Origin of the sequence: Parapedobacter sp. 2B3 (assembly GCF_041925275.1) — a bacterium.
Classification (GTDB): Bacteria; Bacteroidota; Bacteroidia; order Sphingobacteriales; family Sphingobacteriaceae; genus Parapedobacter; species Parapedobacter pyrenivorans_A.
Genome location: NZ_JBHEUZ010000012.1, coordinates 1 through 24,097, shown reverse-complemented (window position 1 = coordinate 24,097; position 24,097 = coordinate 1). Strand labels below are relative to the sequence as shown.

The following is a 24,097-nucleotide window of genomic DNA, read 5'->3' as shown; positions in this document are numbered from 1 at the left end:
CAGCCTTTCGCGCTGTATTGTTTTACAAAGTTGTGATGTATCGCTATCCGCAACAAATAAAAAGCTTACACATCCCTACATCACAACTGTAAAAATTTCTCACTATACCCGTAAAAAAACAACTAACAAACTGTAAATAAATAAGATATAATGATAGTAAGACTACTCATATTTCGTCTATGTGTGTATCTAATACACTATTTGTTATGAGAGGTAATGATGTAGTCTACTAGTCAATTAGAAGTACAGAATATCCGCCCGCTCTCCCCTGGTAGTTGACAATTGGTATTAGTTGGCGGGCGTCAAGCAAGTCTTCTATGTACCGGGCGCGGGACTATGGATGCATACAAAAAAAACCACCTGCTTCAAAACAGGTGGTTCACAAAGAAGGTGTTCGTTAGTGTGCTACTTCTTTATCAACGATACGTAATCGGCCATTACAGCAAGACTTTCTTCTTGGATGAAATCGAGTCCCTCATCCACGGCCATGCCCGCACCGCCAAGCGGGAGTTTAACCTTCATTTGCTGCAGCGCATCAGACCGACCCTTCCGTTTCAAACGGGTCTCTTCGCGTTCTTTCTTGAGCCTTTCTTCCAAAAGCGTCACCGTAGTCTCCGTTTCCTGCGTCTGCACCGTTTCGATATCCTCGAGCAAAAACTTATAGGCCGGCGAACCATCCATTCGGCTTTCGTGCTTTGTTATCAACTGACCAAGCAGGGGGTCCAAATCAGCAACCGGTGCAAAATCAGTGGCCGATATCTGGTCCCAAGGCAATGCGGAGCGCTCCGAACTTTCCCCATACTTATCGGCAGCGTACATCGAGGGGAATACGATATCCGGTTCCACGCCCTTATGCTGCGTACTGCTGCCCGTAATGCGGTAAAACTTGGCGAGTGTAATATTAATCTGTCCAAATTGGGGCGCCCCTACCGGCAAGCCGGCAGCGTCGTTCGTCCCTGCCTTGAGCAATATGCGGTCGGTCGGGCTGATAACCCGGCTCATATCGATAGCCGATTGCACCGTCCCTTTGCCATACGATTGGGAGCCTAAAATAATCCCCCGGCCATAATCCTGTATCGCAGCAGCAAAGATTTCAGACGCAGAAGCGCTGAACCGATTAATAATGACGCCCAGCGGACCATCCCAAGCCACCTCATCCTCGCGGTCGCTGTTTACCTCGATGCGGTTGCGTGTGTCGCGTACTTGTACCACCGGACCTTTATCGATAAACAATCCCGTCAGTTCGATGGATTCCTGCAACGAACCACCGCCATTGAACCGGAGGTCCATCACCACCGCATCCACATTTTCCTGCTTGAGCGAATCGAGCAATAGGCGCACGTCTCGGGTGGTGCTTTTATAATTCGGGTCGTTGTTGCGATACGCATCAAAATCGATATAAAATTTCGGAAGGCTGATGATACCTACCCGATATGTTTTCCCATCATCGCCCACTACTTCCTTGATTTCTCGTTTGGCAGACTCGTCTTCGATAACCACCCGGTCGCGTGTGAGCGATACGGTTTTAGGTTCGGCAGTAAGCTCTTGCCCGGCAGGGATTACCTTCAACCGCACCACGGTACCTTTCGGCCCCTTGATCTTGGCTACGGCATGATCCAGTTTCCACCCGATGATATCCTCAAACTCACCCTCGGCACCCTGTGCTACGCCTATGATACGATCGTCGATCTGCAACGCTTTCTCCCGGTATACCGGCCCGCCAACGATCACATCTGCCACTTTCACTACTTCGTTTTCAATGGTCAACCGGGCACCGATACCCTCAAACGTATTGGCCATCTCCTCGTTAAACCGTTGTGCAAAGTACGGATTGAAGTAGCTGGTATGTGGATCAATGGCATCGGTAAGTGCTGCCATGATCACCTGAAACGCCTCGTTGTTGTCGGTTTTCTTAGCCATCGAAATGAGGTTCTTATACCGGTTGGTCAGCGTCTCCTGCTGCTTGGCCGCCGTCGAGTCGCTTCCATCGCCGCTGATACGTAGGTTGAGCAAATCATATTTAACCCGCTTGCGCCATTGTTCATCGGCCTCGGCCTCCGATGCAAACCAATGCGCGTCTTCCCGGTTGTAAACATACGTTTCGTCTACCGAAAAGTCGTGAGGGGCCGCTACCTGCCCAAGTGCGTAGTCCAGCCGCCCGAGATAGCGCGTTAGGTAAACATTAAATATATGGTAGGCTGCACTAAGGTCGCCGCTTCGGAAATCCTGCGCCAGCGTATTCCGATATTGTTCAAATTCATCGATATCCGCTTGCATCAAGTAGTTCTTGCCTTGGTCTACTGCTTTGATCAAATTATCAAAAATGATCGATGAAATGGAATCATTGAAAGGGACTTTCTTGTAGCTTACCGATTCAAACAACCCCACAACATCCTTTGCGATCACCGCATGCTGCGCTGTGGGCTGCAAAGCACCCACTTCCGCATCCAGGTTGACCCGTGGTTTGGATCCACAGGCCGCTATTGCGACCACAAATAACCCAAAAAAAACTTTCTTCAACATATTCTCCATACTGGTAATTCTATCCCTTTATCCCGATTGCGATCAACCTCGCAACCCCGCCTTATTCAACACTAAAGTCGCTAAATGTAACTAAAAATCCAATTATCTTTATTACCTATTTTGCCATCCTATGGGTTTGACTTCGGTTTGTTACAGAACGTGCATCCTTCCGAGTCAATTGTCCATGGGCATCACCCCTTTGAACAATATTTTCTTCAGCATGTCGTACTGATTGAGTGCAAGTGCCGCTCCGTCGTAATCGCCCGCCTCGTGGTATAGGTTGCCCAGCGCGTCTTGGATAGCCAATTGCATCCCAATCCGGTGGTCTTTCTTGGCCAAGTTGTCGGCCATCTTATATTCTTCAATGGCTACCCGCGGGTTACCCGCATATTTCTTTGTTTCAGCCAAGTGGAAGACAATCTCGGGCAACTGTTCGCTAATACCTTCCCGATCAACGATGGTTTTGGCCTGCACCAGAAACCATTGTGCTTCGGGGTATTTATGCTGAAGTGTATAAATGGCTGCCAAGGTGCTGTATGCCGAAGCCCGGCCCGCTTCGTCCCGGCCCCGCCGGAATAAAGGAACCACCCTCCGAATAATATCGCGCTCTGCTTCGCTCCATCCCCCTTTCTTGGCTTTAATCAACGCGAGTTCCATCAAGGCGCTTGCTTCATCGCTATGGTCACGGCCTTTAGCAGCACGCTCATATAGTTGCTCCCGCAGCGCATACGCCTTGTCCAATTGGCCAAGGTATTCATACGCAACGGCAAGGTTACGCGTGATGGTTTCCGAGTCAGCCATGTTATTCATTGCCTTTTTGGTCCGGATAGCCCTTTCGAAAAATTCAACCGCAACATCCACTGTTCCGATAGCTATATACTCCATGGCTAACCTGTTTTGGATATCGGCCAATGCATTGATGTTGTTGCTGGCAACGTTGTAATCTGCTGCCATCAGTAATTTGCCTTCCACACTGGATACTTGTGCTTCACGGATGGGTACATACTTCACTGCCACATCCCCGTTGCCGGTCATTTCCAAGCGATGGTAATACTGCATCCGTTTTACGTATTCCTCTACCAATGCAGAATCCACCTCCTTTTCCGCATACCGATCGTCCAATAATTCCGCCTCCGTTTTGGGTGGCGGGAGAAAATAGACTTCCGGTCCTATTCCCGAAAAAGTACGATCGTATTTGGTTATAAAGCCTGAGAAATCGACACCTTCCTGGGCGAAAACAACAGACGAAATACCCCACAAAAAGAAGCAAAAGCATCCTGAAAATCGCCACAGCCGTTGTTTTACCTTCATATATCATTCCAATCAGCGCACCAAGATACAAAAATTGTTCCTTATTTTTTCGTTACATACCATAAATCCGCTTACTTTTGCTAAGAATCATGGCAACGAAAATTCCACTGGCAGAACGGATGCGCCCCACCACGATCGATGATTATGTGGGGCAGCAGCACATCATTGGCAAAGGAGCTGTGTTGTACCAAGCCATCCATCAGCAGAACATTCCCTCCATGATTTTATGGGGGCCGCCCGGTGTGGGTAAAACGACACTGGCATCAATCATTTCCAAGCAATTGAGTCGGCCGTTTTTCAGCTTGAGCGCCATCAACTCGGGCGTGAAAGACGTTCGGGAGGTCATCGACAAGGCCACCCAACTGCGCAACTTCCAACAGGAGCAGCCCATTTTATTCATCGACGAAATCCACCGCTTTTCAAAGTCGCAACAAGACTCCCTCCTCGGGGCGGTCGAACGGGGATTGGTCACGTTGATTGGAGCGACCACCGAGAATCCTTCTTTCGAAGTTATTTCCGCATTGCTTTCGCGCTGCCAGGTATATGTGTTGGAGCATCTTACAGAATCCGAACTGATAAGTATTATCGATAAGGCGCTGAAAGAAGATGAATACTTGCGCGATTTGCCTGTCGCCGTCAAAGAGTACGGCGCATTGTTGCGGCTCTCGGGCGGTGATGCCCGCAAGCTGCTCAATATCCTGGAGTTAGTAATCAATGCGGCCGGCGGTGCGGCGCTGGAAATCACCAACGATTTCGTGCTCAAGCAGGTCCAGCAGAACATGGCCCGGTACGATAAGACCGGCGAGCAGCATTACGACATCATATCGGCTTTTATCAAATCGATCCGGGGTAGCGATCCGAACGCCGCCGTATATTGGCTTGCCCGCATGATCGAGGGTGGCGAAGATCCGTTATTCATTGCCCGCCGGCTGCTTATCCTCGCTTCCGAAGACATCGGCAATGCCAACCCCAATGCATTGTTGCTGGCCAATAACTGTTTCCAGGCGGTCAATGTAATCGGTTGGCCCGAATCGCGCATCATCCTTTCGCAAACCGTTACTTACCTGGCTTCGTCAGCCAAAAGCAATGCGGCCTACGAGGCCATCAACAAAGCCCAGGCATTGGTAAAGCAAACGGGCGACCTGCCCGTTCCCCTTCCGATACGGAACGCCCCTACCAAGTTAATGAAACAGTTGGACTACGGGAAAGATTATCAATACGCACATGCGTATGCCGGAAATTTCGTAGATCAGGAATTTATGCCTGACGGCCTGAGCGGCACCAAACTGTACGACCCGGGCAAAAACCCCACGGAAGAAAAACTACGGGAGAAACTACGGTCTAATTGGAAGAATAAATACGGATATTAACGGGCTTAAATCTGCCCAAGATGAAATCGGTTGCGGCAACCCTGCGGCTTCACCCACCATCCGATAGATAGCTGTTTTTGAATATCCTTTGTTACGGAGGTAGTGCACCGATGTCGCTCCTGCCGATTTGGATAGCTTTTCACCGGCATCGGCCTCCAACAACGTATGGTGCACAAAGGATGCCTGGCGAAACCGTTGATGCCCCAACGTATCGGCCAAAAACAGTTGGGCCATTGTCGAATCCCACAAATCCTCCCCACGCACCACTAAATCTACGCCAAAATGCAGGTCGTCAACCAACGAAGTCAGTTGATAGGCCGGCATCCCATCTTTCTTCCGTACGATGAAATAGCGCATACTTGCCGGAAGGTCCGCTTTATCTGTATCGATACGCCAACAGTAACCCGGGCCGTCCAAAGGCAGTGCGCGATGCCTGCACCTACCTGTATATACCCCCGCCGGATGCTCGTGGCGCACCGCAGCCCGTGAGCAATCGCACGCAAAAACCACCCCTTGGGCCCTCAACTGCTGCAACGCATCGCGGTATAGCCCCACCCGGTGGATCTGCGAGTAGACCGTCTCATATGCCCGATAGTCTAGCGGTCCTTCATCCCACGGTATATCGAGGTATGCCAATGTTTCGAAGATGTCAGCCACGTACGCCTCCCGTACACGCCGTTGGTCCAGGTCGTCAATGCGCAGCATCACGCGGGCTCCCGATTGCCGTGCCAGTACCGTCGTGATTGCAAACGAAAGCACATTGCCCAAGTGCAGGTAGCCACTGGGTGTGGGAGCAAGGCGGCTGCGTACGAATTGCTGCATAACGCAAAACTAATGATTTCCGTTTTCCAGTGCTTTTCTATTTACGTGCAGCTTTTCCCAAGCCACTGCGTCTATCAGATAAATATGATCGCCGTAGATATGTTACACCGTGGCCAATGACGTGTCAAAAAACCAACCGATGGCCCCGCTTACCTTTTCCGCTTCAATGGGCGGCCAGCCAGCTTAAAAAATGGTCGAGCCACTTATCTTCGGTGGTTCTATTGTTGAGCCCGAAGCCATGCCCTCCTTTAGGGTACGTAAGGAGTTTGGCATCGACACCGTGCTGCTTGAGTGCAGCGACATACGCCTCGCTATTGGCAATAGGCACTCCCGTATCATCTTCGGCATGCACAAGAAACGCTGGTGGCGTATCATTCGTCACCTGCAGTTCATTTGAAAACCGCGTTATGTCGGCTTCTGCGGGTTCGCTGCCCAACAAATTTGTCCTTGATCCACCATGCGTCATCGCTTCCCGCATGCTGATCACCGGATAAATCAACAATGAAAAATCAGGCCGTAGCGAGGTATGCTTCGGATTAGGGATCACCGCATCCTTGTAGTGGGTAGACAACGTAGCGGCCAAGTGCCCGCCGGCCGAAAAACCGGCGACACCAATCTGGTTTTCGGATATCCCCCATTCGGAAGCCCGCTCGCGCACCAACTGGATGGCCCGCTGCGCATCCTGCAAGGGGCCGATGCGCTTATCTACCATGATCTCATCTTTTGGCAGTCGGTACTTGAGCACAAACGCGCTGATGCCTTGTGCTGCCAGCGATCGCGCCACATCGTGCCCTTCATGGGAAATGGCCAATATGGCGTACCCACCCCCGGGGCAGATAATGACGGCTTTACCGGTATTGGCCACCCCTTCGGGCGGAAAATAGGCTGTCAGCGTTGGGTTGGTTACCCCCGCTACGCGCGTAATGCCGTTATCGTCGGTGGTTTGCACATAGTCGATTGAAAAGGCTTTGCTATTGGGCACTTCCATGTCATACAGCGCCATCTCGTTTTGGCTATATGCAACCCATGTACTCATCGTTAACAAGGTTACACAACAAATCCATTTTACGTATTGCATGGGCTTTCATTTAGTGGTTGGATACGACCAGCAGGTCGAGGTCTTTGGGTGTCAAATTAAACTTATTTGCCATATCCTTATTCGTGAGGTGCCCTTGGTACAGGTAGATTGCATTTCGTACCCCGGGCTTTGCCCAGATGAGATTCATAATCCCACCCATCTCACCGATGTCTAGTAATATCGGAGTGAAGATATTGGTCAATGCGTAGGTGGCAGTGCGCGCCACCCGCGACGCGACATTCGGCACGCAGTAATGGATTACCTCATATTTGCGGAATACCGGCGATTCGTGGTTGGTGATTTCCGATGTTTCGAAACACCCCCCTTGGTCAATGCTGATATCGATCAGTACGGAGTTGGGTTTCATCCGCGATACGGTTTCTTCGGTAATGATGCACGGGCTACGCCCATGGGTTGCACGGATGGCGCCGATAACCACATCACACCCGATTACGGCCTTACGGAGTACGATCGGTTGAATCACCGATGTAAATACACGGCTCCCCACATTGTTCTGCAAACGGCGCAAGCGGTACACCGAACTATCGAAAACCTTCACCTGTGCACCCAATGCAATGGCGGTGCGCGCGGCAAATTCGCCTACCGTGCCCGCACCAAGGATCACCATCTCCGTAGGCGGCACACCTGTAACCCCGCCCAGCATCAATCCCTTTCCGTCAAAAACGTTGCTCAGGTATTCCGCGGCGATCAAGACCGATGTCGCCCCAACAATTTCACTCATGGCGCGCACCACGGTAAGCGTGTTGCCTTCATCGCGCAGGTATTCATACGAAAGCGCTGTTACCTTTTTCTTCATGAGCGCATGTAGCAGGTCGATGCTCATCAACGACGGTTGCTGAGACGAGAGCAGCACTTGCCCGCTCCGCATCATATCCACCTCCTCAAGGGTTGGGGGGGCGATTTTAATGATGATGTCCGCCTTGTACACCTCCGCTTTATCGTGTACAATAAGCGCTCCCTGCTCGCTGTAATGATGATCCAGGAAGTTTGCGGCATCGCCTGCCCCGCTTTCCAACACTACCCGGTGACCGTACTCTACAAGCAACGCAACGGAAAGCGGCGTCAGCGGAACGCGGTTTTCCTGAAAACTGATTTCTTTGGGTATGCCGATGTAAAGATTGTCCTTCTTCTTTCCCGTCTCAAGCAGTGCTTCCTGCGGCTGCAGCAACGCTTGTCGCGCCAACTTCGATAGCTCATTCATGATGCGCTCACTTTATCCAAAACATTAAGGTTCATTATGCGAAAATAATCAAACTTTTAATAAAATGAGCGCTATTTAGATAGGAATAGAAGAAGTAGGCCGCCCAACTTGCTTTACGAGAACGACTTAAAATATACGCAGTCTTGTTTGGTAATATAAAATAGTTATATTTGAAGCGCATTTACAGTACAGCGCCGTCACAAACGCTGCATGTTAATCACATTGGATGTTTGATAGATTCAATATCGTCCCTCGCTGGATTATCTTTACGCTAGACTTGTGCTGTAGTGCAGTGGCTTTATTCTGTGCCTATCTTTTATTAAACCGATTTGCCTACGATACCATCAATTCCGCCGATTTCAGCAGGAAGCTATTGGTCGTACTGGGTGTAAGCGCTACCGTGTTCTATCGGCTAAAAATGTATGCCGGCATTGTCCGCTACACCAGTGCACTAGACTCGGTCCGTATCCTCTCGTCCGTATCATTGAGCGTAGCCGGGATGTTTTTGATCAATACGGTCCTAATCGCGCTCAATCAGTCGCCATTAATGTCCAACAGCTTGTTGATCGCTTATGGCCTGATGAGTTTCTTGCTTCTGATCACCTACCGCTCCGTGGTTAAATTGTTTTTCCTTTATATTAAGAACCTGAAGTCAACCCGCAAACAGACCGTTATCTATGGCGCGGGCGATTTAGGTATTGCGGCCAAACGCACATTGGATCATGACCATCACGCTGAAAACGTAGTCGTTGGATTTATCGATGACAACCTGCAGAAGGTGGGCAAAATCATCGATGGCGTGCACATTTACCATACCGATTATTTCGAGCAGCTTATCGTACAGGGCAAAGTAGATGAACTCATCATTTCTTCCCATAATATACCGATAGAGAAAAAGGCGAGCATTGTCGATCTTTGCTTGGAACGCAACATCAACGTGCTAACGATGCCTCCTGTACACCGCCTGATCAATGGCGAGTTGACCCCCAATCAGATCCAGAAGTTACGGATCGAAGACCTGCTTGAGCGCGAGCCCATCAAAATCAACAACCGCTCTATCCAACAGCAACTGGCTGGCAAACGGATATTGGTTACCGGGGCTGCGGGATCCATCGGCAGTGAAATAGCGCGCCAACTGGGCAAGTACAACCCTCAAATGATCATTCTCAACGATCAGGCCGAGACGCCGTTGCATGAACTGCAGTTGGAACTGGAAGATTTACAGAAAAATCAAGTATACCACGCATTCATCGGGGATATACGCGACCAAGAGCGCATGGAAGCGCTGTTTAAGACCTTTAAACCCCATTATGTATACCATGCGGCGGCATATAAGCATGTGCCCATGATGGAAAACCACCCGGTAGAAGCCGTTCGGACAAATATTATGGGTACCCGGCTCATTGCACGCCTGGCCGTTGCCCACGGGGCGGAAAACTTTGTCATGATATCCACCGACAAAGCGGTCAACCCTACGAATGTGATGGGAGCCTCCAAACGTATCGCCGAAATCTACGTACAGACCTATTTCAACTACCTTTCGAATACACGTGCGCTGCTCAATGGAAATGCCCGAATGGCAGACACGCGGTTTATTACTACCCGGTTCGGAAATGTGCTGGGTTCCAATGGCTCAGTCATCCCCCGGTTTAAGGCCCAGATTGAAAAAGGTGGGCCCGTTACGGTTACCCACCCCGAAATCACCCGGTATTTCATGACCATTCCTGAAGCATGCCAACTGGTGCTGGAAGCTGGCTCCATGGGCAAAGGTGGAGAAATCTATGTGTTCGATATGGGCAAATCGGTCAAAATCGTTGAGTTGGCAAATAAAATGATCAAACTGTCTGGCTTGGTGCCAAATAAAGACATCTCCATTGAATATTCGGGGTTACGGCCTGGTGAGAAATTATACGAAGAGTTGCTCAACGATCTGGAAAACACCCTCCCCACACACCATCATAAAATCATGGTTGCGAAAGTGCGCGAGTATGATTTCGAACAAGTGGAAACACAGATCGATGCACTGATCAACATGACGAAGAATCAAAATGAGCGGGAAATCGTCCTAAAAATGAAAGAACTGGTGCCTGAATTCAAAAGCAACAACTCCATCTACGAAGAACTCGACCAAAAACACAAAAATGGCATCGACGTTTGACCAGCGCATGCAAAAAGCACTTGTATATAAGTTGTAAAAGTGTATTTTTGCAGTCCGAATTTAGAAACAGAAATGTCAAACAATCAAAAACATAAGGCAACGGTGCCGGGCAACGCCCAGCGCCCCGGAAGCGGCAGTTTCATTTTAGAGAACCAGAAGAGTTTGGTATTCATTGTCGGCGGTATCGTCGTGCTAATTTTACTTTACATTGGCTACCAACGTTTTTACCTCGCACCGCGTGCTGAAACTGCAGCCAACCAACTTTTTAAGGCTGAATCGTATGCAACGATCGATTCCCTCCAACAACGCGCCATTGACGGGGATGGGTCTTATCCTGGTTTCAAGGAAATAGCAACCGCCTACGAAAACACCAAATCGGCCAATATCGCCAATGCCTATTTAGGGGGGCTATACCTCCGCCAAGGCAACTACCAAGAGGCAATCAATGCATTGGAACAATACACCAATACAGGTAGTGTCATACTCGATCCGCTGGTTATCGGCCTTCTTGGCGACGCATACTCCGAGCTGAAAGACTATAAAAAAGCAGCGTCGTTCTACAAAAAAGCTGCAGACAAAAATGCAAACGCATTTACATCACCATTGCTACTCAAGAAACTGGGGTTGGTGTACGAAGCACAAAACGATTTCAAAAATGCAGTAGCGGCCTACAAGCGTATCCAGTCTGATTACCCGGAAAGCCACGAGGCCACTTCTATCGAAAGTTTCATCGCCCGGGCGGAGGCACAGTTGTAGCCGTTGCTTTGATTGCATATGGCAAGTCACCATAAAAACCTGTCGGATTTCTCCCACATCGAAGTGGCATCAGCCGCTCCGTACCGATTCGGTATTGTTGTTTCTCAATGGAATGCCGAAGTGACCGGAGCTTTGCTGGATGGCGCTTATGAGGCTTTGATAAAACACGGTGCATCGGAGGAAAACATCCAGGTGGTGCAGGTACCCGGCAGCTATGAGCTCACGGGCGGGGCAGATATCCTCCTTCGCGATAGGCAATTGGACGCAGTCATATGCCTCGGTTGCGTTATTCAGGGCGAAACCAGGCATTTCGACTTCATTTGCAGCGCCGTTGCCCACGGCATTACCCAAGTTGCACTCAAGCACAATAAACCTGCTATCTTTGGCGTTTTAACAACTGACAATCTGCAGCAAGCGCTAGACAGAGCCGGAGGGAAGCATGGCAACAAGGGCGAAGAAGCCGCCATTACCGCCATCCAGATGGCAGCATTGAGTGGCTCCCATCAACCGTAATAGGCAGTCCGCTATCATATGAAACCTGCGCTAGATCGCAAGTTTCATCACCGCTGAAAAGCAAATGGTACGAATGAAAATGCAGGTCCCATGGGGCCATTAAAGAATAAACTGCGAAGCATTCATGAATGCCATTGAAAGCAGGTAACTAAATGCATAACTATTTTCGAATGAAAAGGATATTTACCATCGGCATCGCGTTATTTGTACTCGTATCACTGTCAATGCAGTCCTGTTCGCCAAAGACCTGCCCGGCCTACAATACGTATCCCAAAACAAAACGGCTCCGGTAATTGTTACCATCGGTTAAACAGGTAGTTCCTGCGGTCATCAATACCTGCCGCGTTTTCAGGCTGTCGAGTATAACGTCGCACTGAAAAATAAGCATGATAAAGATAATGCTATATTCCGTCAAACTCAAGCTAAGCCTACTGATTGCCGTGTGCTGCTGCACCACTGCCGTAAACGGGCAAGATGCCCCATCCGGCACGGAAATCAAACTCGCAGATAAGCTTTGGGAGGCCGTGGGCGGACGTGAGAACTGGCACAACGCCCGGTATTTCATGTTCAGCTGCAAGGGGGGTAATCATTCTTTCGCGCAGGGCGAGCGCAAATACCTTTGGGACAAACAAACGGGAAATTGCCGCTTTGACGGCATTACTACGGACGATGAGGCAGTCATTGTCCTCTTCAATATCGAAACAGGCGAAGGGACGGTATACATCAATGACACCAAACTTGAAAACCCGCGCACCACGCATGATATTGTTTCCGAAATCATCGAAGAGTTCAACCGGGACGCCCAGCTCCTATTCTTGCCCACCGTTTTGGAGGGAGACCAAGTTTCCTATAAAATCACGGGCGATAAACTGATCGGATCGCAACGGTTTACGGTTGTTGCCATCGAGAATAGACACACCAGCTTCGAGTCGTCCGTAGCGGGCCAATTATATGTCGACTCACAAACCGGCCGGATACACCAATGGCGACCCAACCGCGGGACCGTTGCATTTTCCATAGGCGGCTATAAGGCGATTGGCAGTGGCCTGGCATTGCCTACACGCTTTACCGGCAGCGATGCAACAACCAGCATCACCTATCCCATCGCGGCGGCATTGGTACATATCGAAGGCCAGAAATTCAGCACGCCCTAGCTTTCGTTCCACCAATCATTTTGCAAGTCGTCTAGCTCCCTTCGGTCTTTTTTCGTAGGGCGCCCCGTCCCTCGGTCGCGGGTTGGCACGGATGCCCGGTGCATCGATGTGTACGCATAGGTTTCTTCCAGCGGGGTAATATCTGTATAAAACGCAACGGCCGTTTTGGCATCTACACGCTTATCCAACAAGCCCGTAACCTGTAACACTTTCTTTTCCATCCCTTTCTGAACATGGTAGGCATCGCCCACCTTAACCAATGCCGAGGGTTTGACACTCCGCCCATCGAGCTTCACGCGGCCGGCCTTGCACGCCTCCGTTGCCAAGCTCCGTGTTTTGAATACACGGATAGCCCACAAGTATTTATCTATGCGTAGTTTTCCGTCTTCAGCCATCACAGCAAACTTAGGTAAAATGCGGCGTAAGTCGGAAGAATTTGCTTTCTTTGCCCGAATAACTTTCGATACACGGTTCGATATGATTAAAGAATTAAAAGGATTGGTTGAAGATGCCTGGGAAAACCGGCAGTTTTTGGAATATAAAGAGTACCGGGAAGCGATTGAGTCAGTCATCCAGCGCCTGGATAAAGGTGAACTCCGGGTGGCAGAACCCATTGGTTCCCGTTGGCATGTAAACGACTGGATCAAAAAGGCGGTTATCCTCTATTTCCCCATCCGGCAAATGGAAGAAGTGGCCACAGGCCCCTTCGTATTCCACGACAAAATGAAATTGAAAACCAACTATAAAGAGTTGGGTGTGCGCGTGGTGCCCCACGGCATCGCGCGTTATGGCGCCTATTTAGCCAAGGGTGTCATCATGATGCCCTCCTACGTAAATATCGGCGCCTACGTAGACGAAGGCACCATGGTAGATACGTGGGCGACCGTGGGATCGTGCGCGCAGATCGGCAAACACGTACACCTCAGCGGTGGCGTGGGTATCGGTGGTGTACTAGAACCCGTACAGGCTGCTCCTGTTATCATCGAAGACAACGTCTTCGTGGGGTCGCGGGCTATTGTGGTAGAAGGTGTGCACGTGGAAGCGGAAGCCGTATTGGGTGCCAATGTGGTACTTACCGCCTCGACCAAAATCATCGACGTAAGTGGAACCGAACCCATCGAATATAAGGGAGTAGTGCCCGCACGATCTGTGGTTATTCCCGGCTCCTATACCAAAACATTCACCGCCGGTGCCTACCAGGTTCCCTGCGCCCTTATTATCGGCAAACGCAAGGAATCGACCGACAAGAAAACCTCCCTTAACGATGCGTTGCGCGAACACAATGTAGCCGTGTAGCGGATGGCTAGCGACGTAAAACCAACGGATATCAATGAGGCCCTCGAAACCTTACGGAATGGAGGGCTTATCCTATACCCTACCGATACGATATGGGGTATCGGTTGCGATGCTACCAATACCGATGCCGTGGCGCGTGTATTCCGGTTGAAGGGGCGCGACCAAGCGAAAAGCCTGATCGTTCTCCTCGACAGCGACCACAAACTCCCAAGCTATGTACAGGAAGTACCCGAGGTTGCCTACCAACTCATCGAATACACGGAACGACCGCTGACGATTGTATATTCGGGGGCCAAAAACCTAGCACCCAACCTCCTTGCCGAAGATGGAAGTATCGGTATCCGTATCGTGCGTCACCCCTTTTGTTCGGCTTTGCTCCAACGGTTCCGTAAACCCATCGTGTCCACATCGGCCAACTTAAGCGGCCATCCGGCCGCGACCAACTTCAGCGAAATCGACCAATCGGTTATCGATGGTGTAGATTACGTGGCATCCTACGGTCAGCACGATACGCAGCGCGGTGCGGCATCTGTCGTAATGAAGCTCGAACCGGATGGCCAATTTTCATTTATCCGCCGTTGATTTACGCATTGCCTTTCGCCTCTTTAGGCATTCGTGAATACGGAGCATTTTGCCTAAGTTTGCATATTGACAAAAACAACAGGTTATGAACAAAATAGCATTCACCCTGGTTGCGTTGTGTTGTTTCGCGGCGGTATCGCTGGCCCAGAACGAAATCCCTTCGGCCCAGCCGGGAGTTCAGTACGGCAAAGCGATTACCAAAAATGACGCCATCAATGTACGGCAACTGGAAGCCAAGCTTACTACCGATTCTACCTATACCGGCAAGGTACAAGGCAAGGTCGTAGAAGTATGCAAAAAGAAAGGCTGTTTCATCCGCGTACTACGCGAAGGTGAGGGCGACCCCATTTTGGTGCGGTTCAAGGATTACGGATTTTTCATGCCACAAAACATCGTGGGAAAAACGGTCGTGCTCGAGGGCCAAGCCAAGGTACGGGAAGTATCGGTAGCCCAGCAACAGCACTTTGCTGAAGATGCAGGCAAAGACGCCGAAGAAATCGCTAAAATCACCGAACCCAAAGTAGACATCAATATCATTGCTGACGGTGTAGTGGTGGTGCGATAGGATGAATGCCGGCGGCAAGCTGATCGATCTTTCCTCGCCGAAAGTGATGGGCATATTGAACATCACGCCCGATTCTTTTTACGATGGGGGGCGCCATCATACGGTTCCTACTGCATTGGCACAGGCCGAGCAATTGCTCGCCGAAGGGGCCGATATACTCGACCTCGGTGCCTATTCATCCCGCCCCGGGGCCACGGATGTAAGTGCGAGGGAAGAGTCCGACCGCCTTTTGCCCATTATCGAAGCCATTCGCTCCCGGTTCCCTGAAGCTATCCTCTCCATCGATACGTTCCGCGCAAAAGTAGCGCGTGCCTGTATTGCAGCAGGGGCGCATATCATCAACGATATTTCCGGCGGCACGCTAGACGGGGAGATGTTTGCCACCGTTGCCGATCTGCAGGTGCCCTACATCCTTATGCACATGCGGGGTACGCCCGACACCATGCAACGGCTGACCGATTATAGCGATCTAGTCGGTGAGATCAGTCTTTTCTTCGGCAAGCAGGTCGCTGCCTTACGGCAATTGGGTGTACGGGACATTATCTTGGACCCCGGTTTCGGATTTGCGAAAACACTGGAGCAGAATTACGAACTACTCAACCGCCTGGAAACGATGCACGTGCATGGACTCCCCATCTTGGGTGCCATTTCACGCAAATCGATGATTTACAGAAAACTAGGCATCAAACCCGAAGATGCCCTCAACGGCACGACCGTGCTCAATACCGTGCTGCTGTTAAAGGGCGTCCACATCCTGCGGGTGCACGATGTGAAAGCTGCCAAAGAAGCCATCGCCTTACTCAAGTAACCAACAGCGGGCGGGCAAGCTATCGGATCACGCTGCCGGGCCGCATAGCCGTCTTCGGCGAAACGAAGTCGAGGCGGCCATCGGCATCCTCCGCCATCAAGATCATGCCTTGCGATAGGATGCCCTTGATTTCACGCGGTTCCAGATTGATCAAGATGGCCACCTGCCTACCCACAATCTCCTCCGGTGTAAAAAACTCGGCAATGCCCGACACCACCGTTCGTTGGTCAATCCCGGTATCAATCGTCAACTTGAGCAATTTCTTGGTCTTAGCCACTTTTTCGGCCGCAAGGATTTCACCCGTTCGGATATCCATTTTCACGAAATCGGAAAATTCGACGACGTCTTTCGCTTCCGGCAACGCGGCGGCGGGTTTTACATTCCCTTCTTTCGCCTGCGATAGCTTGGCGAGTTGCGCATGGACCTGTTCGTCGGTGATCTTCTCGAAAAGTAACTGCGCTTGTCCCAGTTGATGCCCGGCTGGCAAAAGCGTGGAACTTCCAGCACGCTCCCACCCGAGTTCCTCTAAATGCAACATCTCGGCCATTCGCCGCGCGGTATGGGGAAGGAAAGGCTGGGCGAGCACAGCCAGGTTGGCGGCAATCTGCAGCCCTACGTTCAATACAGTCTTTACACGTTCCTCATCCGTTTTGATTACTTTCCACGGTTCGGCATCGGCCAAATACTTGTTGCCCAACCGGGCTATGTTCATGAACTGTGCCAACGCCTCGCGGAAGCGGAAATGGGTGACGGAGGTGGCGATGTACTTCGGGTACCGTTCCAGTTCGGAAAAAATAAACCGATCCGTTTCGGTGAGGTCTGTGGCCGGCATCACCTTGCCATCGAAATATTTGTGCGAAAGCACCAATACACGGTTGATGAAATTACCGAAGATGGCTACCAACTCATTGTTGACCCGCGCTTGGAAATCACGCCAGGTAAACTCGCTATCCGACGTCTCCGGCAGGATGGAAGTCAGCACATAACGCAGTTCGTCCTGCTTACCGGGAAACGCCGCCAAGTATTCATGCAACCACACGGCGTGGTTGCGTGAGGTAGACAGCTTGTCGCCTTCCAGGTTAAGGAACTCATTGGCCGGTATATTCTCGGGCAACACATACTCGCCGTGTGCGTGGAGGATGCTGGGGAATGTGATACAATGGAATACAATGTTGTCCTTACCGATAAAGTGGATCAGACAAGCATCATCAGCCGGATTAGCCTGCTTTTTCCAATACTTCTCCCAGTCGTTGCCTGTGTCTAGCGCCCATTGTTTCGTTGCCGAGATATAGCCGATGGGTGCATCGAGCCAAACATACAGCTTCTTGCCCACCGCATCGCCAAGGGGCACATCCACACCCCAATCCAGGTCGCGCGTCATCGATCGCGGCTGCAAACCCGATTTGAGCCATGAGCGGCACTGGCCGTACACGTTGGGCTTTAACACATCTTTCTTACCTTCGAGCAGCCACTTTTCCAGCCATGGCTGGTATTTATCCAATGGCAGGTACCAATGCCTGGTTTCGCGGAGTACCGGGGGTTTTCCACTCAGTGTAGATAGTGGATTAATTAAGTCGGTGGGATTTAGCGAAGTACCGCACTTTTCGCATTGGTCGCCGTACGCACCCTCATTTTTACAATTGGGGCATGTACCTGTAATGTACCGATCTGCCAAAAATTGGTGGTACTCTTCGTCGTAATACTGCTCGGTTACCTGCTCGGTAAACTCGCCCTTTTCGTATAAATTGAGGAAAAACTCCTGCGAAAGCTCGTGGTGTATCCGCTCAGATGTACGGTGGTAAATATCAAACGATATCCCAAACTGTTCAAAACTGGCTTTGATCTGCGCATGGTATTGGTCGATAATCGCCTGCGGCGTTGTCCCTTCCTTCTTCGCCTTGATGGTGATGGCGGCACCATGCTCATCCGAACCACATACATAGACCACATCCCGCCCATTCAAGCGCAGGAAGCGCACGAAAATATCGGCGGGGATATAGGCCCCCGCAAGGTGCCCGATGTGCAATGGGCCGTTGGCATAAGGCAGGGCCGAAGTAATCGTATATCGCTTGAAAGGTAAATCAGTATTACTCAATGTATATCAGTTATTTAGTGGGAAAGCCGTTCATTTTTACAGAAAAATGAAAATCCATTGCTTGCAAACACGGCAAAGATAAGTCAATTTGCGCGGAAATTAACAGCAGGTTATACAAAATCAGCAATCAAAAATGGCTGCGCTATCATCGTTGAGCAAATTTAAAAACACAGGGTTATTACTTATCCGCATCGGTCTTGGAATCATGTTTGTGATGCACGGTTACCCCAAACTGCTAGGCGGACCCGATCGGTGGGAAGGCGTGGGCAGCGCGATGGGTAATATAGGCATTACTTTTCTACCCATGTTCTGGGGGCTACTGGCTGCTTTAGCCGAGACCGTGGGTGGCGTATGCTTCCTGCTCGGGTTATTTTTCCGACCTGTCGCCATTGCACTCGCCTTTACGATGCTTATCGCCGCGCTCTCCCATCTGGGCCGGGGCGACGGCCTCATGGGCGCATCGCACGCCATTGAAATCGGCGTGGTGTTCTTGGGCCTCGCTTTCGTGGGCCCGGGCAAATACAGCGTAGACAAACGGTAAGCGACATGGACAAACCGATCGATTTCAAGGCCGTAGCGGCACAGTTGGCTCATCCGGAAGGTGAAGCGGGCATCCAAACGGCGGCCCACATGAATGTGAGCAACGGCGATATGACCCGCCATGCGATCGACCTCATGGATATCCATCCAAATGCGCATGTATTGGAAATCGGCCCCGGCAATGGGAACTTCGCCGCATACGTGCTATCCAAGGGCGCTGGCATCCGGTACACCGGTGTCGACCGGTCTGAAACGATGATTAACGAAGCCCGGAATATCAACAGGCAGCACATCGAGGCCGGTAGCGCATGTTTCGAATGGACAGATGGGCTGACGTTCCCTTTCCTCGATCAATCGTTTGACTACGTGCTTACCGTCAACACCCTTTACTTCTGGGAAAACCCTCGTGTCCAGCTCACTGAGATCCGGCGTATGCTGAAACCGGGCGGTATGTGCTGTCTCGCCATCGCCAGCCGTGCATTTATGGAACGTCTTCCGTTTACAGCATACGGATTTACGTTGTATACACCGGCAGCAGCGCAAGAACTCCTCGCCGCCAATGGCTTCACCGTGGTCGATACGACCATCCGCGAACATAAAACCATCGGGGCAGGCCAGCGAGAATTGCTGCGTGAGGAAGTGTTCCTCCGTGCGCGAGCAGAAGGGCGGATAGAATAGCACAAAAATTCTATCGTTTTTCTTTGGAACGAATAGAAATACTTCTATCTTTGCAGACCGAAAAACGGAAACGTGTTTTTCGAAAAAGTAAAAAAGGCCCGTTCGTCTAGGGGTTAGGACGCAAGATTTTCATTCTTGAAACAGGGGTTCGATTCCCCTACGGGCTACACATCTTGAAGTCAAAACATACAAAAGCCTGCAAATTAAACGTTTGCGGGCTTTTTGTTTTTTACAGCATCCTGATTCATTCAATTACTCGCATAAAAACAGTGAGTAATTCAGTGAGTCAATTCCCCGCATACCTTTACTCACTGGAAACGTTGTAACAAATTGTAAAACAACGTGTTCAGTCATTGAACATCTTGACTACCGTAGGCTGCAAGGCTAATTTGCATCGGTAAAAAATTGCTTTTTAACGGCGATGCAGAGCTCGTCCCGAAAGTCGGGACTCGGTTTTGTTTCACTTAAATGATGTGTTATCATGAGTACAAATTATTCCTTGCTCTTCTACTTGAAGAAACCAAAAAATTATGTGTGCGGCCCCAAGCCGATTTACATGCGTATCACCGTGGCCGGTGAACCCAAGGAAGTGTCCACTGGCCGAGAATGCGACCCCGTACGCTGGAACGCCAAGTCCAATCGTGCCAAGGGTACCAAAGAGGATATCCGTGGCCTGAACGCCTACCTCGACACGATGGAGCGAAAGGTGGCCAATGCCCACCTGCAACTCGTAAAGGACGGCGCGGAAATCACTGCCGAAACGCTGAAACTAAAGTACCTCGGCAAAGACGTGCAACGGCGGCACCTAATGGAAACGTTCACCGAACACAACCGGAAAATGGAAGCATTGCTGGGCAAGGGCTTCAAGCCAAACACGCTGAAAGGCTACAACACTTCGGTTGGGCATCTTACCGCGTACCTCTCGAAATGCCTCGGTGAAACGGATATCGACATCCGGCGCATCGACCATGCGTTTATCACGGGTTACGAGTTTTTCCTGCGCTCGGACATGGGATGCAGTGCGGTGTCGGCGACCAAGTACATGAAACACCTGCGTAAAATCGTCAACCTGTGCATTGCCCACCGATGGATTACGGAAAACCCCTTTGCGTTCTACAAAACGAAAGCCAAGCCAAGGGAAAAGGAATTTCTCACGCCCGATGAACTGGACAGGATAGCCCAAAAGAAATTTTCCATAACAAGGCTGGCACATGTGCGCGACATCTTCGTATTCTGCTGCTATACGGGGCTGTCATACGCCGATGTGCGGAAGCTGCAAAAGACGGACATCGCCAAGGGTATAGACGGCAGGTTGTGGGTATTGACCAGCCGGGAGAAAACGGAAACTTCCTCCAATATCCCGCTGCTTCCGCGAGCCTTGGAAATCATCGGACGCTATGCAGACTATCCCTCATGCGTAGCAAAGGGATTGGTTCTTCCGGTATTGAGCAACCAAAAGATGAACAGCTACCTGAAAGAGATTGCCGACCTGTGCGGCATCACTAAAAAGCTGACATTCCACATGGCGCGGCACACATTCGCCACCACGGTGACACTGGCCAACAACGTGCCTATCGAAACGGTTTCCAAAATGCTGGGGCATACCAGCATCAAGACCACCCAGCACTATGCCAAGCTGCTGGATACGCGGATCGGCAGCGACATGGAGGCCTTGCAGAAGCGGCTTGCCGGAATGTGACCGAAAATTATTCATATTTTTACCCGTGTACAACCAAGCAAAACAATGAAGCAAAAAGACGATTACCTATGGAAAGGGATTTTGGAAGACGTTTTTGACGATTTCCTCCGCTTCCTCCATCCTGATGCCGACAAAGTCTTCGATTTAAACCGGGGCATCACGTTCCTCGACAAGGAGTTGGAGCAGTTGTTCCCACCGGAAGATGATGAGTTTGCCCCCAAAGTGGTTGACAAACTGGCGCAGGTCTATACCCATGACGGCAAGGAGGAATGGGTTTTAATCCATGTGGAAGTTCAGGGCACTTACCGCAGGGATTTCTCCTTGCGGATGTTCACCTATTATTACCGGATACTTGATAAATACCATAAGCGCATTTCTGCATATGCCATCCTGACGGAGGCGAGCAAAAAACCGAGACCGAATACCTATGAGGAAGAGTTTATGGGTACAGGCATCTCGTATAGGTTTAATATGTACAAAATTGCCGAACAGGACGATGAAGCCCTTTTGGCAAGCAACAATCCGTTTGCCTTGGTCGTCTTAACTGCCAAGGCAGCATTTGCGGGGAAAAACACAAACAACGGCAGTCAAAGTGATGAGGCTTTATTGCAGATAAAAATCCAGTTGGCCCGTGAATTGCTTATCCGTAGAATAGCCAAGGGAAAAATCAGAGGACTGATGAATTTCCTGCGCTACTATGTGCGCTTTGACAATTCAGAAGTAAATACTATCTTTGAACAAGAAGTAGAAAAATTAACAGAAAGGAGGGATACCATGGGCATAGAACAGTTATTATTGGATAGGGAAAAGAATAGGGGGAAGCGTGAAGAAGCCATTGCCATCGCACGCGAAATGAAAAAAGATGGTATCTCTATTGAACAAATTGCCAAGTTCACCAAGCTGTCCATTAAGCAAATCGAAAAGCTCTGATAGAATTCTTACAATATAAAGCAAGCCATCCCGCAAACGGATGGCTTTTTTCGTACCCCTCTTTTACAGCCCCACTCACACACAACTAACACTTCGCTATCGGCTCACTATTGGTTCTTACTGGCTCATATCGGTTCATTTCAGTATTCTTGTTTTTAAATCTGCACACACAAAGGCATTTTCACCGCTTAGGCCACCGGAACGCAAGGCGGGGGAATTGGGTCAAGGGCGCCGGAGGGCAAAGGCCTGCGGACGGGGGCGTTTATATACCCTTGACCTTTCCCACGCCGTGGGTAATTTTGGCCGGGCGGTGCAAAGGCCGGATGCCCTGAACCACCCGTAAACTCACCTCCTGATACCCCGTGACTGCGCTTTCTTTTTCCGTTTGCGCCGCTTTTCCTCCTCCTCGATGGGGCTTTGCTGCTCACCCGCTCCCTCCACCGGAGCCATCAGCAATCCCAATAGGTCGGCAGCCATGCTGCCCGTGGTGGTCAGCATTTCGCCCACGCTTTCGAACATGCCTTGGGCAACATCATGTGCCAGTTCCATCGCCAACGGCTTACCCTGCGGATGCCGCTCGGTTAATTCCGTGAGCGTGTGCATCTGCGCTTTTTGCTGTGCCGTGCCGTTCTTCATCGTGTTGGCATATTGCAGGCTGTCTTTCAGGTTACGCTCAAAATCGAACAGTTCATCGAACAGCGTTTCGCCGGACTGCTTGAACGCCGTGCGGTCGAACTGCCCCAGCTTCCGCGAATGGGCTTTGTTTTTGCCGCGTGACGTGTTCTGCGGGCTTAGCTTGATTTTATTGGTGATGTCCTTGCGGCTCACGATAATCTGGACGTGCATCTGCCGCCCCTCCTTGCGTTCCCCTTTTCTCTTTTGCCCGCTTTTCACCTCCCTGTCGTTGTGGCCGTAATAGCGGTGGTTTTCCAGCTTGCCGAACCAAAGCAAATCGCTGTGGCTGTCGATGCCGGGGCGTTTGAAGTTACGGGCATATTCGTCCATTACCCTCGTGGCAAATTCCTTTAGCTTTTCCCTTGCCCCGTCCTCGCCGTATTTGGACACGAGGTGCGCCAGTTCCTTGTGGCTGGGGCTGACGTTAATGAGGAAGAACTTGCTGTCGTCCCTGCCCAGCTTGGCCACGTTGCGGTCGATGCCCGTCCGCACCTCGTGGGGTTTGATGTCGTTGGCCGTCCCGTTGAACCAACGCTCCGGCTTATTTTCCATCCCGTTTTCGGGCTGCATCCGGTTTTCCTTTTCGAGGTAATGCACCAGCGCACCGCTGCTGCCCTTGTTGTCGCCCGTTTCCGACTTGGTGATGTTGATGTACATACGTTACAGATTATCCAGTGATTGCCTTGCATGCTTGGCCAGTTCCTCCTTTTTGGCCGCCGATACAGGCCAGCCGAGGGTTTCCCTTTGGGTAATGTAGTAATCCAGTACCTGCCGGAACCTGGACTTCAATGTTTCCCTTTCCCGCATGTTGCCAAGTATCTTTTTCAGTGTACCGTCCACCAGTTTCAGGTAGCCGATGGTTTCCCTGCCCATGATGGTTGCCTCCGACTGCCCTTTGCCGATGTTCTTCAAAAGCGGGCTTTGCATCTTGGCGATGGCCATCAGTTCCTCCATTGCCGAATACATCGGCACCAGCATATCACCCTCCTGTTTGCGGATGAACGAGAGGATGCGGCTGATACCGCTTGACAGTTCCTTTTTCAGCACCTCGTCGTTCAGGTCGGCGGGGTCTTTCTTGCTTTTGTAGAAATAATCCACCATCTGCATGACCACTTCCCGCTTGGTGCGGACAAGTTTCCGCGCAAGCAGGGTGAGCCGTTCGTCCACCGCCTCGGGGAAACGGACGGATTTCGTGTTCTCGTCAATCCTGACCATTTACCCCTCCCTCCCCGTGGATGATGAACCGTATCCGCCCGACCAACTACAGGTTTGATTCCTGAAGATTATTTTTATAGTTCTGTGGGTATAGGTCTTTCAGGTTT

22 protein-coding genes and 1 tRNA gene are annotated in these 24,097 nt (G+C 50.7%); 14 read left to right on the top strand and 9 right to left on the bottom strand.

Translation table 11 applies throughout. The annotated features are described in order from the left end of the window. Positions 1-405: 405 nt before the first annotated feature. Complete coding sequence (locus ACEVG1_RS14010) at positions 406-2,523, bottom strand: carboxy terminal-processing peptidase (protein ID WP_374744369.1); 2,118 nt, start codon at positions 2,521-2,523, stop codon at positions 406-408. 174 nt (positions 2,524-2,697) lie between these two features. Further along, positions 2,698-3,834: a tetratricopeptide repeat protein gene (locus tag ACEVG1_RS14005; protein ID WP_374744368.1), complete on the bottom strand. Its 1,137-nt coding sequence runs from the start codon at positions 3,832-3,834 to the stop codon at positions 2,698-2,700. A gap of 89 nt (positions 3,835-3,923) precedes the next feature. On the opposite strand from ACEVG1_RS14005, the gene ACEVG1_RS14000 reads away from it, so the two are divergent. Next, on the top strand, positions 3,924-5,204 hold the full coding sequence (locus ACEVG1_RS14000; RefSeq protein WP_374744367.1) for a replication-associated recombination protein A: 1,281 nt from the start codon (positions 3,924-3,926) through the stop codon (positions 5,202-5,204). Here ACEVG1_RS14000 and ACEVG1_RS13995 read toward each other — a convergent pair. From ACEVG1_RS13995 to ACEVG1_RS13985, 3 genes are all read right to left on the bottom strand, one after another. Beyond that, positions 5,169-6,026 carry a glutamate--tRNA ligase family protein gene (locus ACEVG1_RS13995; protein ID WP_374744366.1) on the bottom strand — a complete coding sequence of 286 codons (858 nt, stop codon included), beginning with the start codon at positions 6,024-6,026 and terminating at the stop codon, positions 5,169-5,171. The genes ACEVG1_RS14000 and ACEVG1_RS13995 overlap by 36 nt on opposite strands. A 163-nt stretch (positions 6,027-6,189) precedes the next feature. Then, complete coding sequence (locus ACEVG1_RS13990; protein ID WP_374744365.1) at positions 6,190-7,062, bottom strand: alpha/beta hydrolase; 873 nt, start codon at positions 7,060-7,062, stop codon at positions 6,190-6,192. Positions 7,063-7,114: 52 nt separating this feature from the next. Further along, positions 7,115-8,326: an alanine dehydrogenase gene (locus tag ACEVG1_RS13985; RefSeq protein ID WP_374744364.1), complete on the bottom strand. Its 1,212-nt coding sequence runs from the start codon at positions 8,324-8,326 to the stop codon at positions 7,115-7,117. A gap of 226 nt (positions 8,327-8,552) precedes the next feature. Between ACEVG1_RS13985 and ACEVG1_RS13980 the strand changes: the two genes are divergently transcribed. From ACEVG1_RS13980 to ACEVG1_RS13965, 4 genes are all read left to right on the top strand, one after another. Then, positions 8,553-10,484, top strand: a complete 1,932-nt coding sequence (locus ACEVG1_RS13980; protein WP_374744363.1) for a polysaccharide biosynthesis protein — start codon at positions 8,553-8,555, stop codon at positions 10,482-10,484. Between the two features lie 72 nt (positions 10,485-10,556). Further along, on the top strand, positions 10,557-11,240 hold the full coding sequence (locus ACEVG1_RS13975) for a tetratricopeptide repeat protein (protein WP_374744362.1): 684 nt from the start codon (positions 10,557-10,559) through the stop codon (positions 11,238-11,240). Positions 11,241-11,258: 18 nt separating this feature from the next. After that, positions 11,259-11,753: a 6,7-dimethyl-8-ribityllumazine synthase gene (gene ribH, locus ACEVG1_RS13970; RefSeq protein WP_374744361.1), complete on the top strand. Its 495-nt coding sequence runs from the start codon at positions 11,259-11,261 to the stop codon at positions 11,751-11,753. 386 nt (positions 11,754-12,139) lie between these two features. Then, positions 12,140-12,907: a hypothetical protein gene (locus tag ACEVG1_RS13965; RefSeq protein ID WP_374744360.1), complete on the top strand. Its 768-nt coding sequence runs from the start codon at positions 12,140-12,142 to the stop codon at positions 12,905-12,907. Here ACEVG1_RS13965 and ACEVG1_RS13960 read toward each other — a convergent pair. Next, positions 12,904-13,302, bottom strand: a complete 399-nt coding sequence (locus ACEVG1_RS13960; RefSeq protein ID WP_374744359.1) for an RNA-binding S4 domain-containing protein — start codon at positions 13,300-13,302, stop codon at positions 12,904-12,906. The two genes, ACEVG1_RS13965 and ACEVG1_RS13960, sit on opposite strands and share 4 nt — an antisense overlap. A gap of 82 nt (positions 13,303-13,384) precedes the next feature. On the opposite strand from ACEVG1_RS13960, the gene ACEVG1_RS13955 reads away from it, so the two are divergent. From ACEVG1_RS13955 to folP, 4 genes are all read left to right on the top strand, one after another. Continuing rightward, a complete protein-coding gene (locus ACEVG1_RS13955) occupies positions 13,385-14,203 on the top strand; it encodes a 2,3,4,5-tetrahydropyridine-2,6-dicarboxylate N-succinyltransferase (protein ID WP_374744358.1) in 819 nt (272 codons plus the stop codon). A 3-nt stretch (positions 14,204-14,206) separates the two neighbouring features. Next, positions 14,207-14,785 (top strand): L-threonylcarbamoyladenylate synthase, encoded by a 579-nt coding sequence (locus ACEVG1_RS13950; protein ID WP_374744357.1) that lies wholly within the window; start codon positions 14,207-14,209, stop codon positions 14,783-14,785. A gap of 85 nt (positions 14,786-14,870) precedes the next feature. Then, complete coding sequence (locus ACEVG1_RS13945; RefSeq protein WP_374744356.1) at positions 14,871-15,350, top strand: DUF4920 domain-containing protein; 480 nt, start codon at positions 14,871-14,873, stop codon at positions 15,348-15,350. A 1-nt stretch (position 15,351) separates the two neighbouring features. Next, positions 15,352-16,158, top strand: a complete 807-nt coding sequence (gene folP, locus ACEVG1_RS13940) for a dihydropteroate synthase (protein ID WP_374744355.1) — start codon at positions 15,352-15,354, stop codon at positions 16,156-16,158. A gap of 19 nt (positions 16,159-16,177) precedes the next feature. Here the strand turns inward: folP and metG are convergent, their stop codons facing one another. Further along, entirely contained in the window at positions 16,178-18,253 is a 2,076-nt protein-coding gene (metG, locus tag ACEVG1_RS13935; RefSeq protein WP_374744354.1) for a methionine--tRNA ligase, read from the bottom strand. Between the two features lie 133 nt (positions 18,254-18,386). On the opposite strand from metG, the gene ACEVG1_RS13930 reads away from it, so the two are divergent. The 5 genes from ACEVG1_RS13930 to ACEVG1_RS13910 all read left to right on the top strand — a co-directional run bounded on the left by ACEVG1_RS13930 (position 18,387) and on the right by ACEVG1_RS13910 (position 22,100). Then, positions 18,387-18,794, top strand: coding sequence for a DoxX family protein (locus ACEVG1_RS13930; RefSeq protein WP_374744353.1), 408 nt, complete (start codon positions 18,387-18,389; stop codon positions 18,792-18,794). A 5-nt stretch (positions 18,795-18,799) separates the two neighbouring features. Beyond that, positions 18,800-19,471 carry a class I SAM-dependent methyltransferase gene (locus ACEVG1_RS13925; protein ID WP_374744352.1) on the top strand — a complete coding sequence of 224 codons (672 nt, stop codon included), beginning with the start codon at positions 18,800-18,802 and terminating at the stop codon, positions 19,469-19,471. A 95-nt stretch (positions 19,472-19,566) separates the two neighbouring features. Next, positions 19,567-19,638: transfer RNA gene (locus tag ACEVG1_RS13920), tRNA-Glu, on the top strand. Between the two features lie 314 nt (positions 19,639-19,952). Continuing rightward, positions 19,953-21,170 carry a site-specific integrase gene (locus ACEVG1_RS13915; protein WP_374744351.1) on the top strand — a complete coding sequence of 406 codons (1,218 nt, stop codon included), beginning with the start codon at positions 19,953-19,955 and terminating at the stop codon, positions 21,168-21,170. A 45-nt stretch (positions 21,171-21,215) separates the two neighbouring features. Further along, complete coding sequence (locus tag ACEVG1_RS13910; protein ID WP_374744350.1) at positions 21,216-22,100, top strand: Rpn family recombination-promoting nuclease/putative transposase; 885 nt, start codon at positions 21,216-21,218, stop codon at positions 22,098-22,100. Positions 22,101-22,445: 345 nt separating this feature from the next. Here the strand turns inward: ACEVG1_RS13910 and ACEVG1_RS13905 are convergent, their stop codons facing one another. Continuing rightward, the gene (locus ACEVG1_RS13905; RefSeq protein WP_374744349.1) at positions 22,446-23,432 is read right to left on the bottom strand and encodes a DUF5712 family protein; all 987 of its coding nucleotides are present in this window, start codon (positions 23,430-23,432) and stop codon (positions 22,446-22,448) included. A 3-nt stretch (positions 23,433-23,435) separates the two neighbouring features. Further along, a complete protein-coding gene (locus ACEVG1_RS13900; protein ID WP_374744348.1) occupies positions 23,436-23,990 on the bottom strand; it encodes a BfmA/BtgA family mobilization protein in 555 nt (184 codons plus the stop codon). Between the last annotated feature and the right edge of the window lie 107 nt (positions 23,991-24,097).

Excerpts from the sequence above, each read along its gene's own strand:
- ACEVG1_RS13945 (WP_374744356.1), top strand. The coding sequence starts at position 14,871 with ATGAACAAAATAGCATTCACCCTGGTTGCGTTGTGTTGTTTCGCGGCG.
- ribH (WP_374744361.1), top strand. The coding sequence starts at position 11,259 with ATGGCAAGTCACCATAAAAACCTGTCGGATTTCTCCCACATCGAAGTG.
- ACEVG1_RS13900 (WP_374744348.1), bottom strand. The coding sequence starts at position 23,990 with ATGGTCAGGATTGACGAGAACACGAAATCCGTCCGTTTCCCCGAGGCG.
- ACEVG1_RS13915 (WP_374744351.1), top strand. The coding sequence starts at position 19,953 with ATGAGTACAAATTATTCCTTGCTCTTCTACTTGAAGAAACCAAAAAAT.
- ACEVG1_RS13905 (WP_374744349.1), bottom strand. The coding sequence starts at position 23,432 with ATGTACATCAACATCACCAAGTCGGAAACGGGCGACAACAAGGGCAGC.
- ACEVG1_RS13980 (WP_374744363.1), top strand. The coding sequence starts at position 8,553 with ATGTTTGATAGATTCAATATCGTCCCTCGCTGGATTATCTTTACGCTA.
- ACEVG1_RS13965 (WP_374744360.1), top strand. The coding sequence starts at position 12,140 with ATGATAAAGATAATGCTATATTCCGTCAAACTCAAGCTAAGCCTACTG.
- ACEVG1_RS13910 (WP_374744350.1), top strand. The coding sequence starts at position 21,216 with ATGAAGCAAAAAGACGATTACCTATGGAAAGGGATTTTGGAAGACGTT.
- ACEVG1_RS13955 (WP_374744358.1), top strand. The coding sequence starts at position 13,385 with ATGATTAAAGAATTAAAAGGATTGGTTGAAGATGCCTGGGAAAACCGG.
- folP (WP_374744355.1), top strand. The coding sequence starts at position 15,352 with ATGAATGCCGGCGGCAAGCTGATCGATCTTTCCTCGCCGAAAGTGATG.
- ACEVG1_RS13925 (WP_374744352.1), top strand. The coding sequence starts at position 18,800 with ATGGACAAACCGATCGATTTCAAGGCCGTAGCGGCACAGTTGGCTCAT.
- ACEVG1_RS13985 (WP_374744364.1), bottom strand. The coding sequence starts at position 8,326 with ATGAATGAGCTATCGAAGTTGGCGCGACAAGCGTTGCTGCAGCCGCAG.
- ACEVG1_RS13960 (WP_374744359.1), bottom strand. The coding sequence starts at position 13,302 with ATGGCTGAAGACGGAAAACTACGCATAGATAAATACTTGTGGGCTATC.
- ACEVG1_RS14010 (WP_374744369.1), bottom strand. The coding sequence starts at position 2,523 with ATGTTGAAGAAAGTTTTTTTTGGGTTATTTGTGGTCGCAATAGCGGCC.
- ACEVG1_RS13950 (WP_374744357.1), top strand. The coding sequence starts at position 14,207 with ATGGCTAGCGACGTAAAACCAACGGATATCAATGAGGCCCTCGAAACC.
- ACEVG1_RS14005 (WP_374744368.1), bottom strand. The coding sequence starts at position 3,834 with ATGAAGGTAAAACAACGGCTGTGGCGATTTTCAGGATGCTTTTGCTTC.
- ACEVG1_RS13990 (WP_374744365.1), bottom strand. The coding sequence starts at position 7,062 with ATGAGTACATGGGTTGCATATAGCCAAAACGAGATGGCGCTGTATGAC.
- ACEVG1_RS13995 (WP_374744366.1), bottom strand. The coding sequence starts at position 6,026 with ATGCAGCAATTCGTACGCAGCCGCCTTGCTCCCACACCCAGTGGCTAC.
- ACEVG1_RS14000 (WP_374744367.1), top strand. The coding sequence starts at position 3,924 with ATGGCAACGAAAATTCCACTGGCAGAACGGATGCGCCCCACCACGATC.
- ACEVG1_RS13930 (WP_374744353.1), top strand. The coding sequence starts at position 18,387 with ATGGCTGCGCTATCATCGTTGAGCAAATTTAAAAACACAGGGTTATTA.
- ACEVG1_RS13975 (WP_374744362.1), top strand. The coding sequence starts at position 10,557 with ATGTCAAACAATCAAAAACATAAGGCAACGGTGCCGGGCAACGCCCAG.